The sequence below is a fragment of the Kitasatospora sp. NPDC057518 genome (assembly GCF_042802075.1).
Classification (GTDB): Bacteria; Actinomycetota; Actinomycetes; order Streptomycetales; family Streptomycetaceae; genus Kitasatospora.
In genome coordinates, this window is sequence record NZ_JBHVEU010000231.1 from 1 (window position 1) to 14,306 (window position 14,306).

At 73.2% G+C, this 14,306-nt stretch carries 11 protein-coding genes and 1 pseudogene; 8 read left to right on the forward strand and 4 right to left on the reverse strand.

The genetic code is table 11. The annotated features are described in order from the left end of the window. Positions 1–180 (forward strand): hypothetical protein (locus ACFU7Z_RS23080; RefSeq protein WP_380779324.1); only part of this gene is annotated, 180 nt, incomplete at its 5' end. Between the two features lie 44 nt (positions 181–224). On the opposite strand, the gene ACFU7Z_RS23085 is transcribed toward ACFU7Z_RS23080, so the two are convergent. Next, positions 225–1,502 carry a transcriptional regulator gene (locus tag ACFU7Z_RS23085; protein ID WP_380779326.1) on the reverse strand — a complete coding sequence of 426 codons (1,278 nt, stop codon included), beginning with the start codon at positions 1,500–1,502 and terminating at the stop codon, positions 225–227. 221 nt (positions 1,503–1,723) lie between these two features. Between ACFU7Z_RS23085 and ACFU7Z_RS23090 the strand changes: the two genes are divergently transcribed. Genes ACFU7Z_RS23090 through ACFU7Z_RS23115 form a run of 6 tightly spaced genes read left to right on the forward strand, consistent with a single transcriptional unit; the run spans position 1,724 to position 6,225 of the window. Next, positions 1,724–2,014 (forward strand): hypothetical protein, encoded by a 291-nt coding sequence (locus ACFU7Z_RS23090; protein WP_380779328.1) that lies wholly within the window; start codon positions 1,724–1,726, stop codon positions 2,012–2,014. Continuing rightward, a complete protein-coding gene (locus ACFU7Z_RS23095; protein WP_380779330.1) occupies positions 2,011–2,565 on the forward strand; it encodes a dTDP-4-dehydrorhamnose 3,5-epimerase family protein in 555 nt (184 codons plus the stop codon). The genes ACFU7Z_RS23090 and ACFU7Z_RS23095 overlap by 4 nt, the downstream gene beginning before the upstream one ends. 34 nt (positions 2,566–2,599) lie before the next feature. Then, positions 2,600–3,574: a dTDP-glucose 4,6-dehydratase gene (gene rfbB / locus ACFU7Z_RS23100; RefSeq protein ID WP_380779332.1), complete on the forward strand. Its 975-nt coding sequence runs from the start codon at positions 2,600–2,602 to the stop codon at positions 3,572–3,574. A gap of 11 nt (positions 3,575–3,585) precedes the next feature. Next, on the forward strand, positions 3,586–4,584 hold the full coding sequence (locus tag ACFU7Z_RS23105) for an ATP-grasp domain-containing protein (protein WP_380779335.1): 999 nt from the start codon (positions 3,586–3,588) through the stop codon (positions 4,582–4,584). Between the two features lie 16 nt (positions 4,585–4,600). Next, entirely contained in the window at positions 4,601–5,743 is a 1,143-nt protein-coding gene (locus tag ACFU7Z_RS23110) for a DegT/DnrJ/EryC1/StrS family aminotransferase (RefSeq protein WP_380779337.1), read from the forward strand. Positions 5,744–5,763: 20 nt separating this feature from the next. Beyond that, on the forward strand, positions 5,764–6,225 hold the full coding sequence (locus ACFU7Z_RS23115; protein ID WP_259316758.1) for a low molecular weight phosphotyrosine protein phosphatase: 462 nt from the start codon (positions 5,764–5,766) through the stop codon (positions 6,223–6,225). Here ACFU7Z_RS23115 and ACFU7Z_RS23120 read toward each other — a convergent pair. Both ACFU7Z_RS23120 and ACFU7Z_RS23125 read right to left on the reverse strand, forming a co-directional pair. Then, on the reverse strand, positions 6,222–7,412 hold the full coding sequence (locus ACFU7Z_RS23120) for a glycosyltransferase (RefSeq protein ID WP_380779339.1): 1,191 nt from the start codon (positions 7,410–7,412) through the stop codon (positions 6,222–6,224). The two genes, ACFU7Z_RS23115 and ACFU7Z_RS23120, sit on opposite strands and share 4 nt — an antisense overlap. A gap of 239 nt (positions 7,413–7,651) precedes the next feature. Then, the gene (locus tag ACFU7Z_RS23125) at positions 7,652–8,821 is read right to left on the reverse strand and encodes a mechanosensitive ion channel family protein (protein ID WP_380779341.1); all 1,170 of its coding nucleotides are present in this window, start codon (positions 8,819–8,821) and stop codon (positions 7,652–7,654) included. Positions 8,822–9,315: 494 nt separating this feature from the next. Here ACFU7Z_RS23125 and ACFU7Z_RS23130 point away from each other — a divergent pair. Continuing rightward, positions 9,316–9,825, forward strand: a pseudogene (locus tag ACFU7Z_RS23130) (HNH endonuclease); the annotation flags it as partial. A gap of 291 nt (positions 9,826–10,116) precedes the next feature. Here ACFU7Z_RS23130 and ACFU7Z_RS23135 read toward each other — a convergent pair. Beyond that, a complete protein-coding gene (locus ACFU7Z_RS23135) occupies positions 10,117–14,025 on the reverse strand; it encodes a beta-N-acetylglucosaminidase domain-containing protein (RefSeq protein WP_380779343.1) in 3,909 nt (1,302 codons plus the stop codon). Positions 14,026–14,306 lie beyond the last annotated feature (281 nt).

A 14,306-nucleotide genomic window follows, 5' to 3' on the forward strand; every position in this document is an offset into this window, starting at 1 on the left:
GCACAGGAAGTCGGCCCGATCGACTTCCTGTGCAGAAGGCAAGAAAGCGTGAGAAGACCGCAGTTTCTTGTGCCGTTCCGCCGCGATCACGATCGCGGCGGAACGGAACCAATGCGGGGTGAACAGGGAACAGATGAGGAATGGGGCGTCCTGGTCCCGGTGCGAGACCGCAGCGGCTGACCGTTCCAAGTATCGACGAGCCGGTCGGCGCGGCACGGCGGAAACTACGGAGTGGCCAGGGCCTCCTCGAGGCGGTCATGTGCCGCCCCGGGCAGGACTTGCCGCACGGCTTCGGCGCGGGTGCGGATCAATCCGCCGCGGTACGCGGGAGGCAGCTTCTCCCAGACGTCGACGGCCTTGTCCACGGCACTGGTGGGGTCGCCGTCGGAGCACAGGCATGTGGCGGCGTCCATCTCCAGGAGCGCCCGGACCATGATCGACGGGGAATGGGTGAGTGCGAGTGCGGCTTCCTGCTCGGCGTAGGCGTCGCGGGTGTGGCCCATGAGGGTGAAGGCTTGGCTCAGGTGCACGTGGTGCTTCTGCATCGGGTAGCCGAACCAGGTGTCGGCAGCCTGGGTTCCGTCCAGACGCTCGGCGATGGTACGGGCGTCTGCGACGGCTCGCAGGGCGCCCTGGTGATCACCGGCGGAGGCGAGGGCGCGGGCGGTGACGGCGGCGGCCAGTGCCGCCGAGGCGGTCGGTGCGTCGCCGCTTTCGGCCCGCGCGCGGGCGGCGAGGTTGGCTGCGGCGTTCGAAGCGCCGTAGTTCAGGGGGACCATGGCGTGGCGGGCGAGCACCCAGGCGAGCATCTGCTTGTCACCGGATTCACGGGCGGCCTGCTCGGCGGTGGCGAACCAGCCGTGCGCGTCGCGCTGGTCGCCGCGGTCGTGTTGGATGATCGCGACCAGCCCGGTGATGCCGGCCGCCGTGCGCGCGAGGTCGGTACGGATGCCGGCGGGGTGCGGGCGTCCCAGTACGTCGCGCAGGAGGTTGAGGTCGGCCTTCATCTGGTCGAGGACGACGACTGGTGAGCGCCCGTGGTAGCCGCCGCGGTGACGCTCGAAGGCCCCGTCGAGATAGGCGAGGTCGCCGGCATCGGAGCCGGAGAGTCCCGCATTGATACCCGTCCGCGCTTCGGCGATGCCGGGCACCGCCGTGATTCCCGTTGCCAGTGCTGCCACACTGAGAAAGCTCCGCCTTTTCACCGCTGTCTCCTCCTCTCCGTCAACGCCGTCAGCATGACGGGTTGCCCTGCGCCAGCGCCTGGAGGCGGTCACCGCCCGGACGATCTCCTGGACCGTCAGTTCGTAGCCTTCGGCGAGCAGTTGGTACCACCGGGGAGTCGGAAGCCGCTTCTCCTTCTCCCACCGCTTCAAGTTCCCCGCGTCGAACGGTTCCCCGTCCTGGAACCGCACCAGGAACAGGGCCTGCTCTTCGCGCGAACGGCCAGTGGCTTCGCGGCGCTCCCGCAGCAGTACGCCGATGCCGTCCGGTGCCATCATGCCTGCTCCCTGCGCATCTGACTGTCCAGTGCCCGAACCTGGCCCCCCTAAGCGGCCCCCGCGGAGAAAATGGCCCCTTCAATGGCGCCAGCGCTGTTGGTGGATCCAGGAGTTGACTGTCTATCAGTAAGTCGGGCCGTCGAGCGAAGCCCTTGGCTTTCCCCACCCCGGGCCCGTTGACGCCTCCCGTCCGACCCTGCCCCTCGAAGGGTTTCCTCGCCATGCGCGTACTCGCCACCGCCTTCTCACCCATGCCTCGGATCGCCGCCGCCCCGCTCGCCGGCCCGGCGCTTCTGCCCGGTACCACCCCGACCAGCGGTGTGTGCGGTCCCGCGCGCCCTGTTCCCGCCGACCACGACCGCCTCGGGGCGTTCGTCACCGTGTCCTGGGCCGCACTCAACGTCGTTGCCCTCGGTGTGCTCGGACTGCTGGTCCACCACGCCGAGACCCACCTCGAAGGGGCGGTCCCGACCAGCGCGCCGGACTGGTTCGCCGAGGACGGCCGCCGGTGAGGGCCCGTCCACTCGCCGTCCCCGGGACGTTCGCCTTCGAAGCGAACGCCCACCACGACGTCCGCGGCGAACTCCAGGAGTTCTTCCGGGAGGACGCGTTCCGTGCAGCCACCCGCCGGACATTCCGCCTGGCCCAGGTCAACACCGTCGTGTCCCGCCTCGGCGCGCTCCGCGGCATCAGCGTCGCCACCGCCGGCCACGCCAAGTACCTCACCTGCACCGACGGAGCGGTCCTCGACGCCTTGGTGGACCTGCGGACCGGATCGGCCGCATTTGGCAGCTGGCACCTGGAACACCTCGACGCCGAGCGGCGGACCTCGCTGTTCGTGCCGCCCGGCGTCGGGCACGCCACCCTCGCTCTGGCGGACCGCTCCAGCGTCACCTACCTGCTCAGCGAGCTGCACCGTCCTGAGAAGTTCCTGACGATCGACCCGCTCGACGCGGACCTCGCCATCGGGTGGCCGCCCGAGCCCGCCTCCATCGTCGTGGGCAACAGCCTGAGCCTCATCGAGGCCCTCGACCGCAACCTGCTGCCCGCCTACTCCGCCTGACCCTCGCCATACCTCACCCAGATTGGTGACTCCCATGGAGAACATCCTCGTCACCGGCGGTGCCGGCTTCATCGGATCGCACTTCGCCCGCCGCCTCGTCGACGCCGACGACATCGCCAAGGTGACCGTCCTGGACGCCCTCACCTACGCGGGAAACCTCGGCAACCTCGACGGCATCACCGACTCCAAGAAGTTCACCTTCGTCCAGGGCAACATCCTCGACCGCACCCTGGTCGACGCCCTGATGGAGACCCACGACGCCGTGGTCCACTTCGCCGCCGAGTCCCACGTCGACCGCTCCCTCACCGACGCCGGGAACTTCGTCTCCACCAACGTGCTCGGCACGCAGACGCTCCTCGACTCCGCCCGCCGCATCGGCACGCGCAAGTTCGTCCACATCTCGACCGACGAGGTGTACGGCTCCTTGCCCACCGGAACCGCCTTCGAATCCGATCCGCTGAACCCCACCGTGCCGTACTCGGCGTCCAAGGCCGCCTCCGACATGATCGCCCTGGCCTACCACTCCAGCTACGGCGTGCCGGTGTGCGTGACCCGCTCCTCCAACAACTACGGGCCCCGCCAGTACCCGGAGAAGCTGATCCCGCTGTTCGTCACCAGGTTGCTGGCCGGGGAGAAGGCCACCACCGTCCACGGCAACGGCGAGCACGTCCGCAACTGGCTGCACGTCACCGACAACTGCGCCGGAGTGGAGCTGGTCCTCCACAAGGGCATCCCCGGGCAGGCGTACAACATCGGCGGCGGAACCGACCTGACCACCATCGAGCTGACCGGCATGCTCCTGCGTGCCACCGGCGCCACCTGGAACCAGGTCACCTACGTGCCCGACCGGGCCGCCAACGACATCCGGTACTCCATGGACTGGGGCAAGCTCGCCCAGCTCGGCTACCAGCCCCGGCAGGACCTGGCGGCCGGCATCGCCGAGACCGTCGACTGGTACCGCAGCAACCCCGACTGGTGGCAGACCGCCACCGCGCGGGCCGCCGCGTGAAAGGCGGCGAGGTGAACACCCCTGACCCGGCGGAGCTCCGCCGCATCCTGGTGACCGGCATCGGCGGGGCCCCTGGCCTCGACCTCGCGCTCACGCTCCTCAAGCTCGGCCACGAGGTCATCGGCACCGACTCCAACCCCCTCGCGCCGGGCCTGCTCGCCCCCGGTATCACCGCCCGCACCATCGCCCGCGCCGACAGCCCGCTGTTCGCCGCGGACCTGATGGAGCTGGTGCACGACCTCAAGCCGGACGCCCTGATCTGCTGCGTCGAGAACGAGCTTCCGCAGCTGGTCCACCTGCGCGGCCATCTGGAACGTGCCGGAGTACGAACCTGGCTGCCGCCCGCGGCCAGCGTCACCACCGCGGGCGACAAGTGGGAGTTCCACCAGGCGATGCGCGCCGCGAGGGTGCCCACCCCGCAGACCTGGCTGCCCGACCGGATCGACCAGACCCCCGACGGCACCGAACTGGTAGTCAAGCCGCGCCGCGGCCAGGGCTCCAAGGACGTGCACTTCTGCCGGACCCGCGAACAGGCCCGCGTGCTGTGCGAGCTCGTGCCCGCCCCGATCGTCCAGCAGCGCGTCCGGGGCGTGGAGTTCTCCGCCGACTGCCTGACGGACCGCAACGGTCGCACCTCCGCGATCCTGCGACGGCGCTTGATGGTCCAGGCCGGCATGTCGATGGTCGCTGTCACGATCGACGACCCGGAGGCCACCAAGCGGGTCGCCGAGGCGATCCGGGCGATCGGCGCCGTCGGCCCGGTGGACGTCCAGGGCTTCATCACCGACGGCGCCGACCCGCGCGTGGTCATCACCGAGATCAACGCCCGGTTCGCCGCCGGATTCCTGCTCGCCGAGGAAGCCGGAGCCGACCTGGTCCGGCAGACCCTGAACGGCCTCTTCCGGCAGCCCGTCGACCATCGGCGGCTCACCTACCGCGGCGGCATCTTCCTCACCAAGTACGTCGCCGTGATGTCCACCGAGTCCCGTGCCGTCTCCGGCACGCTCTGACGAAGGAGTACCCGCCTTGGCCTCGACCACCACGCGGCCCCCGGGCGTCGAGCGCAACGCCGCGCCGCTGCTGCACGGCACCGAAGCCGCCGCACTGGCCGCCGTCCTCCCCGGCGGCCAGTGGGGCCACGGCCCGGCCACCGACCAGTTCGAAGCCGGAGTCGCCGACCTGATCGGCGTCACCCACACCGTCGCCGTGAACTCCGGCACCACGGCACTCCACCTCGCTCTGCGCTCGATCGGCATCGGCCCCGGTGACGACGTCGTTCTGCCCTCCCTCACCTTCTGCGCCAGCGTCCAGGCCATCACCTGGAGCGGCGCCGCACCCCGCTTCGCCGAGATCGACCCCCGCATGCTGGCCGTCACCCCGGACACCGTGCTCGAAGCCCTCACTCCGAACACCCGCGCCGTCATGCCCGTGCTGTACGGCGGCCGGGCCGTGGACCTCACCCCGATCCGCGACCACCTGGCCGACCGGGGCATCCAGATCATCGAGGACGCCGCCCACGCCTTCGGCTCCCGCCGCCCGGACGGAACCATGGTCGGCGCCGACCCCGCCGTGCTGACCTGCTTCTCCCACGACCCGATCAAGAACCTCACCACCGGCCAGGGCGGCACGATCATTCCCCGCACCCGTGAGGAAGCCGACACCCTCCGCAGCCTGCGCCTGTTCGGAATCGTCCAGTCCAATGACGCCCGGGCCGCCATGACCTCCTACGAGGTCCAGGGCCCCGGGATGCGCTTCGACATGTCCCAGCTGAATGCCGCCATCGGCGTCGCCCAGCTGAAGCACTTCCCGCAGACCGCCGCACACCGCCAGCACCTGTGGCGCACGTACCAGGCCGAACTGGCCGGCCTGGACGGCGCCCGCCTGGTCGACGTGGACGTGGTGAACACCGTGCCGTTCAACTGCGTGGTGGTCCTCGACCACCACCGCGACGAGGTCTTCCGCCACCTGCGGGAGCACGGCATCGGCGTCGCCGTGCACTACCCGCCCAACCACACCCAAGCCGCGTTCTCGGCCTGGCACCGGGACCTGCCGGTCACCGAACAGGTCGCCGGACGGATCCTCGGCCTGCCGTTCCACCCCGCCATGACCCACGACAGCGTCCGCTACACGGTCGCCGCGCTCGCCGACGCGATCAAGGCCGCCGCGTGACCGACACCAAGGAGCCGAAGATGAGCGAGATGTTCCGCCACCCGAAGCGCCACCGCATCCTGGTGGTCTGCCTGGGCAACCACAACCGCTCGCCGCTCGCCGCCGCGGTCCTCGCCCACACCGGCGGGGAGAAGGTCGAGGTCCGCTCGGCCGGGCTGCGCGAGCGCCACGTCGGCGGTCCGGCGCACAGCAACGCGATCCGCGCCGCCGAGGACGCCGGGTACGACATCCGTGACCACCGCGCGGTCAAGGTCAACCACCGCATGCTCGACTGGGCGGACGCCGTGCTGGCCATGGACCACGCCGTCCTCGCCGAACTCAGGACCATGGCGGACGGAACCCCGGCCGCAGGCAAGCTCGACCTCTACGTCAGCGGCGAGGACGTGCCCGACCCCTGGGAGAGCGACTACGCCGCCTACCAGGTGTGCGTGGACACCATCCAGGCCGGCGCCGTCCGGCACCTGCCGGACCTGGAGAACTAGCGGCCCACGACCGACAGCAGTACGTCCACGAGGCGGTCGGCGGCGTCCGGCCGGCCGTGCTCGGCGGCCCGTCGCGCGATGTCCGCGCGGCGGGCCGGGTCCGTCAGCAGCGGGGCGATCGCCGCCTGGAGGGTGTCCGGGGCGGCCCGGCCGAGGAGGGCCACCGCCGCGCCGGCATCGGCCAGGTGGCGGGCGTTGTGCTCCTGCTCGTTCCCGGCCGACGTCGCCAGCGGGATGAACACCGCGGCCCGCCCCAGCGCGGTCAGTTCGGCCAGTGTTCCCGCGCCGCTGCGGGAGACGACCACGTCCGCGAGGGCGAGCACGTCCGGCAGTTCCGGGCCGACGAAGCCGGTCACCAGGTACCGGGCGCGCAGGTGTTCCGGCAGTGCCGCAGCCCGCTCCCGAAGCCCCGCCTCGTGGCTGGGCCCGCACTGGTGGACCACGTTGGCGTGGCCGAGCAGCCACGGCAGGATCTCGCTCACCAGCTCGTTGATCTGCTGGGAGCCCTGCGCGCCGCCGGTGACGTACACGGTCGGCAGGGCGCGGTCGAAGCCCCACAGGCCGAGCGCCTGGATCGCCTTCTCACCCTGCCCGGTCAGCACCTCCGGGCGGACCGGGTTGCCGGTCACCACGGCGGTGGCGCGGGCGGACTCGGGCAGGTACCGGAGCGTCGACTCGGAGGAGACCGCGACCCGGGTCGCCATCCGGGCCAGAGCCCGGTTGCCCAGGCCGAGCCGGACGGTCTGCTCGTGGACCACCAGCGGCCGGTGGCACATCCGGGCGGCCATCCCGACCGGCACGGCGACGTAGCCGCCCGTGCCGAGCACCACGTCCGGGCCGAACCCGGCGATCGCGGAACGGGCCTGCGCGACGCCCAGGGGGACGCGGCCCATGTCCTTGACGTTGGCGGGCGACACCAGCTTGAGCGGGTTGGCGGAGCGCCGGATCTTCCCGGTGGCGACGGTCCTGAACGGGATGTCCTCGGCGGCGGTGACCTTGGCCTCAAGGCCGGTGGCGGTGCCGATCCACAGCACGTCCAGGGCGCCGTCGACCCCGGCGAGACGCGAGCGCAGGGCGCGGATCGCGGTGAGGGCCGGATAGGTGTGGCCGCCCGTTCCACCGCCGGTGACGATCAGTCGAAGAGGCCGGCCAAGGCGGGAGACGAGATCGCTGGTGTCGCGGTTCACGCCTGGAACATACCAGCGCCGACGGAGCCGTCCACCCACTCGATCTGACGTCCGATCAGAGCCAGACGTACCCGCGGCCGCCCGATCGCGGGCACGGCAGACCGAGGGCGTCGGCGGTCGGAGTCCAGCGGCTCCGGTCCGGTGTCGAGAGTGCGAGGAGGGCTCTGGCCGGACACCACGAAGCCCCGCCCCCACTGTGGTGGGAGCGGGGCTTCGTCCGTGTCCGTGCGGCCGAACCGCTACGGCTTCGACGCGTCGTCCGCCGCCCGGGCCGCCGCCGGGACCGGGGCCTGGGCCGGAACGGGCTCGGCCACCCGGTCGGCGGGTGCGGCCTGTTCGGCGGCCGGGACCGGGGAGGGGGCGATCACCACGCCGGTCGCCCCGGCGGCCACCGCGGCGACCTCCTCCTTGACCTTGATCCCGGCCCCGTCGAAGGCCGCCTTCAGCCGCTGGCGCAGCGCCCGGGAGACGGAGGCCGCCTTGCCCGGGGCGGTCCTGGCCTCGACCCGCAGCACCACCGAGTCCGAGGCGACCGACTCCACGCCCAGGATCGACACCGGAGCCCAGATCAGCTCGTCGTACGGGGCCTCCTTGGCCATCTCCTCGGCCGTCGCCAGGATCAGGTCCTCGACCCGGATCAGGTCCTCCTTGTACCCGACCTGGACGTCCACCGAGGCGGTCGCCCAGCCCTGGCTCATGTTGGCGATCCGCTTCACCTCGCCGTTGCGGATGTACCAGATCTCGCCGTTCCCGCCGCGCAGCTTGGTGACCCGCAGGCCGACCTCCAGCACCGTGCCGGTGGCGACACCGGTGTCGATCTCGTCGCCGACGCCGTACTGGTCCTCCATGATCATGAAGACCCCGGAGAGGAAGTCGGTGACCAGGTTCCGGGCGCCGAAACCGATCGCCACACCGGCCACACCGGCGCTCGCCAGCAGCGGCGCCAGGTTCACGCCCAGCGCGGAGAGCACCATCAGCGCCGCCGTGCCCAGGATGCTGAAGGAGGCCACGCTGCGCAGCACCGAGCCGATCGCCTCCGAGCGCTGCTGGCGCCGTTCGGTGTTCACCACCCCGGTGTTGGCCAGCAGCCCGCCCAGCCGGCTCTCCTCCTGGTGCTCGGAGGTGCGCGCCATCCGCCCTATCAGCTGGGTGATGAGCTTGCGCACGACGGCCCGGAGCACCAGCGCGAGCACGATGATGAAGACGATCCGCAGCCCGGAGGCCACCCAGCCCTGCCAGTGGGTGTCGAACCAGCTGGCGGCCTGCCGGGTGGTGTCCGAGACCTCCTGCGCGCTGGTCGGGATCCGCAGGTCGAGCTCGGGCAGCTGCGCGGTGGGGCTGGGGGCCGGGGTCGGGGTGGCGAGCGTCGAGGACGCGTCGGACGGACCGGTGGCACCGGAGCTGAACACGTGCGGACCTTCCTGGCTGGGGTGCGTGGTGGGCCCGCACCGCCGGCAAGCGGCCCGCGGACCGTGGGCGTCAGCCTATCCGCCGCCGCGGGCTGGCCCGGACACGCCGGAACCCCGCACGGGTGTGCCCAAGGGCGTACGGAGCGTGTCGAACGCCCCGTCAACGCCCCCGTACGCTCCCCCCGAACCGGGGCTCCGGGGCCGTCCGGGGCAGGAGGGGCGCTGCTCCGGACGGCCGAACCGTGCCCCCGGCGGGCGACCCGCCGGAGTCACCGGGACCCGTCGCACCGCCACCCGGGTGCAACCCGACCTTCCCCCGGGCATACCGGCTATGACAGAGACCACACCCGGAGTTCGCGTCAGGTCCGTTACACAGGAGTGGTGGCGCCGTACAAAGGCGTAAGGCGACACTGGGGGAGATCGCGCACGAGTGGCGCGATCCAACCGCTCGTCCCGGCGCGAGCCACGCGCCGCAGGCGTCCAAGGAGGCATCCGTGCCGCATGTCCTGGTCCTCAACGCGTCCTACGAGCCACTCGGCGTCGTATCGATGCGCCGCGCACTCATCCTGGTCCTCAACCACAAGGCGGTCAGCCTGGAGGACTCGGAAGTCACTCTGCACAGCGCCACCAGCGCCCTTCCGGCGCCGTCCGTCGTCCGTCTGACCCGCTTCGTCCGGGTCCCGTTCTGCGGGCCCGTCCCGCTCACCCGCCGGGCCCTGTTCGCCCGCGACCACGGCCGCTGCGTCTACTGCGGGGCCGCCGCCACCAGCGTCGACCACGTCATCCCGCGCAGCCGCGGTGGCCAGCACCGGTGGGACAACGTGGTGGCGGCCTGCCGCCGCTGCAACCACACCAAGGCCGACCGCCACCTCACCGAGCTCGGCTGGCGGATGAAACGACCACCCGCGCCGCCCAGCGGCCTGGCCTGGCGCATCATCGGCACCGGGATCAAGGACCCGCGGTGGCGGCCCTACCTGGAGCCCTACGGCGGCGCGGACCAGCTGCGCGCCCCGCAGTGGGGCGAGTACGAGCACCACGACCGCACCGAGCAGCCGGTCCACCCGGTCCCGCTCGGCCGGGCCCACTCGGGCCACCCCGCCCCCGTCCGCCGCGGTGAGCAGCCCGAACCGCTCTCCGCCTGACCACAGCTCCACAAGGGCCCGCCCGTCACACCGTCGGTACGCGCCTCATGGGCCGCCGAGCCCCCCGCACCGGGGAGCCGGCGGCCCGCCGCGTTTCCGCCCACCCGTGACCGGGCCCGGCGACGGCCACTACGGCTACGGCTACGGCCACGGCTACGGCTTGGGCGCGGTCCCGCCCGCCGCCGCCGGAGGTGTCGCGGGCGTCCCGGGCGCGCCGCCGGGCTGGCCGGTCTGGCCGCCGCCCTGGCCGGCCGGGGGCTGCGGTGCGGCCGGCGGGGTCACCGCGTACAGCTCGACGCCCCACAGCGAGTAGCCGTACTTGGTCGCCCGCGCCACGCCCTGCACCCGGAGGTACCGGACGTTGGGCGCGTCGAAGCGCACCGTCTCGTCGCCGCCCTTGCCGTTGTCCACCGTCGCGGCGTCGGTCCAGGTGTTCCCGTCCGCCGAGACCTGGATCTTGTACGAGGCGGCGTACGCGGCCTGCCAGTGCAGCACCGCCGAGCCCAGCCTGGTCGCCTGCGGCAGTTCCAGCCGCACCCAGGCGTCGTCCTTGGCCGGGGAGGACCAGCGGGTCTTCGGGTCGCCGTCGGTGACCGCCGAGGCCGGGAAGTTCGCCGTCTCGTCGCCCGAGGAGGTGGCCTTGGCGCCGAGCGCCAGGTCCGGGCCGCCGGTGGGCGGCACCACGTGCACCTGGAGCACCTGCCGGACGGTGGTGCCGCCGGCCACGAACTGCACCGGCACCCGGTACGTCCCGGACGGCGTCTCCGCGGTGGCGCTGACCAGCAGCGGCACGCCCACCCGGCCGCCGCGCGGCACGGTCACCGGGCCGGCCGGGGCCACGGTCAGGCCCTTGGCGGCGGGCGGCACCTCGGTGCGCAGCTCGCCGGTGGTGCCCTCGGGGCGGCCGGCCTCCACGGTGGCCCGGGTGGTCACGGGCGCGGAGGCGCCGGTGACCACGTCCAGGGCCGGGTCGGAGAGGCTGAGCCGGGCCGCCGGGGCGTCCGCGTACCAGGGGATCACCTGGTTGACCACCGGAGGGTCGCCGCCGGGCTTCCAGGTCAGCCGGAACGCGTCGGCGGGCTGGCCGCCGGCCGACAGCTCGTTGTAGCCGGGCTGCACGGTGCCGATGTCGGCCCAGGTGCCGTCGGCCCGGCGCACCGCGAGGGTGGCGGTGGCGCGTACGGACGGGTCGGTCAGCACGGTGAGCCGGTCCAGCGGGCGGGCCGCGCCGAGCTCGACGGTGAGCGGCTCGTCCATCGCGGTCGGTGCCTTGGCGGCCCGGTACGCGGTGTCCGGGTTGCCGTCCAGCACGGCGGCGGCGGAGGAGCCGGGCACCGCGTCGGGGCCGCCGCTGACGCTGGCCGGGGAATCGTCCGGGGCGGTGACGGTGAACTCGCGCACCGCGACGGCGGTCTTCTGCGCGGCGGTGGCCCGCAGCCGCACCGCCCGGACCACGGTGCCCGGCGGGAGCTGGGCGCTGACCGTCTTCTGGTTCTTCACCACGGCGAGCTGCTTCCAGCCGCCCTCGCCGGTGGAGTACTCCAGCACGCCGTCGCGGATGTAGTCGTCGGCGGCGGTCCGGGCGTCCGGGCCGTTGCCCCAACCGCCCATCAGCACGGTCACGCCGCTGACCGGGCGGCCCGCGCCGAGGTCCAGGCCGACGGCGTCGCCGGGCTGCGGGGGAGCGGAGCTCCAGTAGAAGGTGTCGGCCACGCCGTCGGTCATCAGCGCGGGCAGGTGGTCCTGGGCGGTGCCCAGGGTGGTGGTCGGGGTGGCGGCGCCGCCACCCACGCCCGACCAGTTGTCGGCGGCGCGCACGGCACGGTCCAGGAACGGGCCGAGCACCCCGGCGCCGACGGTGGCCGGGGCCCGGTCCAGCTGCTCGCGCAGCCGGTTGAGCTCGACCCGGGCCTTCCAGGCCGCCGCGCCGTCGCCGCCGTGCTGCGCCAGCAGCATGTCGAGGGCGGACTGCCCGGCCAGCCCGTAGTCGCGCAGCGGGCCCAGCCAGGGCGCGGCCTCGCCGGCCAGCTGGGTGGTGGCCGGGGTGCCGGCCAGGGTCTGCTGGGCGGTGGCCATGGTGGCGAAGGCGTCCCGCAGCGGGGCGGCGGCCTCGATCAGCCGGGCGAGGTCGGGGGCGGCGCCGGAGGTCGGCTCGGCGGCCGCCCAGAACCGGTCCAGCAGCGGTGCCAGGTAGCCGGACTCCTGCTTGGACAGCGGCGAGGAGGTGCTGTTCCCGGCCAGCGCGGTGACGGCGGACAGCGCCGTCCCGACGGGCGTCGGGGCGGCGCCGGTCGGCCCGGCCAGCGAGCGCACGGCGGCCTGCCAGGACTCGTCCGGCTTGTAGCCGGCCGGGTTCCAGGCGAAGTCGCCGGCCGTCGACACGGCGATCCGGGAGGCCACCGGCTGCTGCATCGCGCCGGTCAGCAGCGCCGCCGAGCGGGTGGCCACCTCCGGGTCGCGCCCGGTGTAGGCGCCGAGGAAGAGCCGGTCAGGGGTGGCGTCGTTGACCGGGTAGTTGTCCATGGTGAGCAGCGGGTGCCCGTACAGCCCGGCGGTGTCCGAGGCCTGGGCACCGGTGATCTTCTCCGGGATCACCCCGACCCCGCTCCAGGCCACCTGCACGCCCTCCGGCAGGGCCGCCGCCAGCGCCTTGCGGTACGGGGTGGAGCCCTGCTGGTGGTACTCGGTGGGGACGACGGACAGCGGCGCCAGGCCCGGATTCCTCGCGATCAGCCGGTCCTGCACCTTCTTCACCAGCTCGGCCTGGGCCTTGGCGGCCGCGGCGGGCCCGGTGCCGTACTCGTCGCGGTCGTCGCCGCAGTGCCACTCGTCGTAGCTGACGTCCAGGAACTGCAGCTGGAAGGCGGTGAAGCCGAGCTTGCGCAGCCCGTCCAGCTTGTTCACCAGGGCGTCCACGTCCTTGCCGGAGCTGAAGCAGAGGGACTGCCCCGGGTCGATCGCGTAGCCGAGCGTGACGTGGTTCTGCCGTGCCCGGAAGCCCAGTTCGCGCAGCTCCTCGGCCTGGGCCGCGGGGTAGGCGGTGCGCCAGCGGGAGAGCCGGTACGGGTCGTCACCGGGCGCGTAGAGGTAGAAGTTCTGCTTGGAGCGGCCCAGGAAGTCGACCTGCTCCAGCCGCTGCTGCGCGGTCCACGGGGTGCCGTAGAAGCCCTCCGTGACGCCGCGCACCGGGGCGCCGGTCGGCCAGTCCCGCAGCGTGATCCCGGGCAGGCCGAGCCCGGCCGCACCCGGCGCCTGCCCCTGCCCGGCCGGTACGGCGGCGAGCAGCTGACGCAGGCTCTGCGCGGCGTAGAAGGTGCCGGTGGCGTCCACGCCGGCCAGCACCACGGCGCCGTACGTCCCGCCGCCCTGGGCGGGCAGCTGACCGGCCGACAGCACGTACCCGCCGGCCGGCATCCCCGCGGTCGTCGGCCCGGCGCCGTCCTTGCCGCCCGCGGCGGCGGACAGCTGCCGCAGCACCCGGTCCACCTCGCCGCCGGCGCCCTCGGCGGGCCCGCCGACGTACACCACCAGCGTCCCGGCGGCCGGCGTCCCGCCGTCCGGACGCGGCGTCACCTCGCCCGCCCCGGCGACCTCCAGCACCTCCTGGACGGCCCGCACCGCGCCGATGTCCGCCTTGGGCGCGCTCACCAGCGTGACGGCGGACGGAACCGCGACGGGCTTGCCCGCCACGGTCTGCTGCTGCGGCTTCGGGAACACCTTCGGGTCGGTCACGCTGCCCAGCGGCGTCTGCGGCGCGGTGCTCACCACGTCCGAGGCCGTCGAGGCGGCCGTGGCCGCCGCGTACGCCGCCGACGGCAGCGAACCGGCCAGCAGCCCGCCGACCACCGCCGCGGCCGCGACCCCGGCCGCGATCTGCATCGCCCGCCGCCCCGGCCGCCCGGCCCGGTCCGCCCGGTCCGCGCGCTCCTCGCGCACCGACGCCAACAGCGGCTCGGTGCCCTTGATATCGGCGATCAGCCGGTCCGCCGTCCGCGGCGCCAACTGACGGCACGTCCGCGCCGTGGCCCGCCGCGCCGCCTCCGCCGCGGGGTGCTGCAGCACCTCCCGCAACGCCGGACTCTGCTCCAGTTGCGACCTGAGCCGCCGCCCGGCCGCTACGGACACTCGGGCTTGCACAGGAGCCTCCTCGCCAGGCCACGACCACATCGTCCGCAACCCCACCAGCTGGCCGATCCGGTGTCAACGCCGCCGACTGCTATGACCGTTTTGCGGCGTTTCATTGCATGTCGGACCAGCCCGGAAACACCCGCGGGCACCGGGCTCGGCGGGGTGATCCCTCCCCGGAGGGTGCCCGGCAGACGCGAAGGGCCCGCGCCGCCGGG

Bases quoted from the DNA above. Each gene is read 5' to 3' on its own strand.
- ACFU7Z_RS23085 (WP_380779326.1), bottom strand. From the start codon at position 1,502: ATGATGGCACCGGACGGCATCGGCGTACTGCTGCGGGAGCGCCGCGAA.
- ACFU7Z_RS23090 (WP_380779328.1), top strand. From the start codon at position 1,724: ATGCGCGTACTCGCCACCGCCTTCTCACCCATGCCTCGGATCGCCGCC.
- rfbB (WP_380779332.1), top strand. From the start codon at position 2,600: ATGGAGAACATCCTCGTCACCGGCGGTGCCGGCTTCATCGGATCGCAC.
- ACFU7Z_RS23115 (WP_259316758.1), top strand. From the start codon at position 5,764: ATGAGCGAGATGTTCCGCCACCCGAAGCGCCACCGCATCCTGGTGGTC.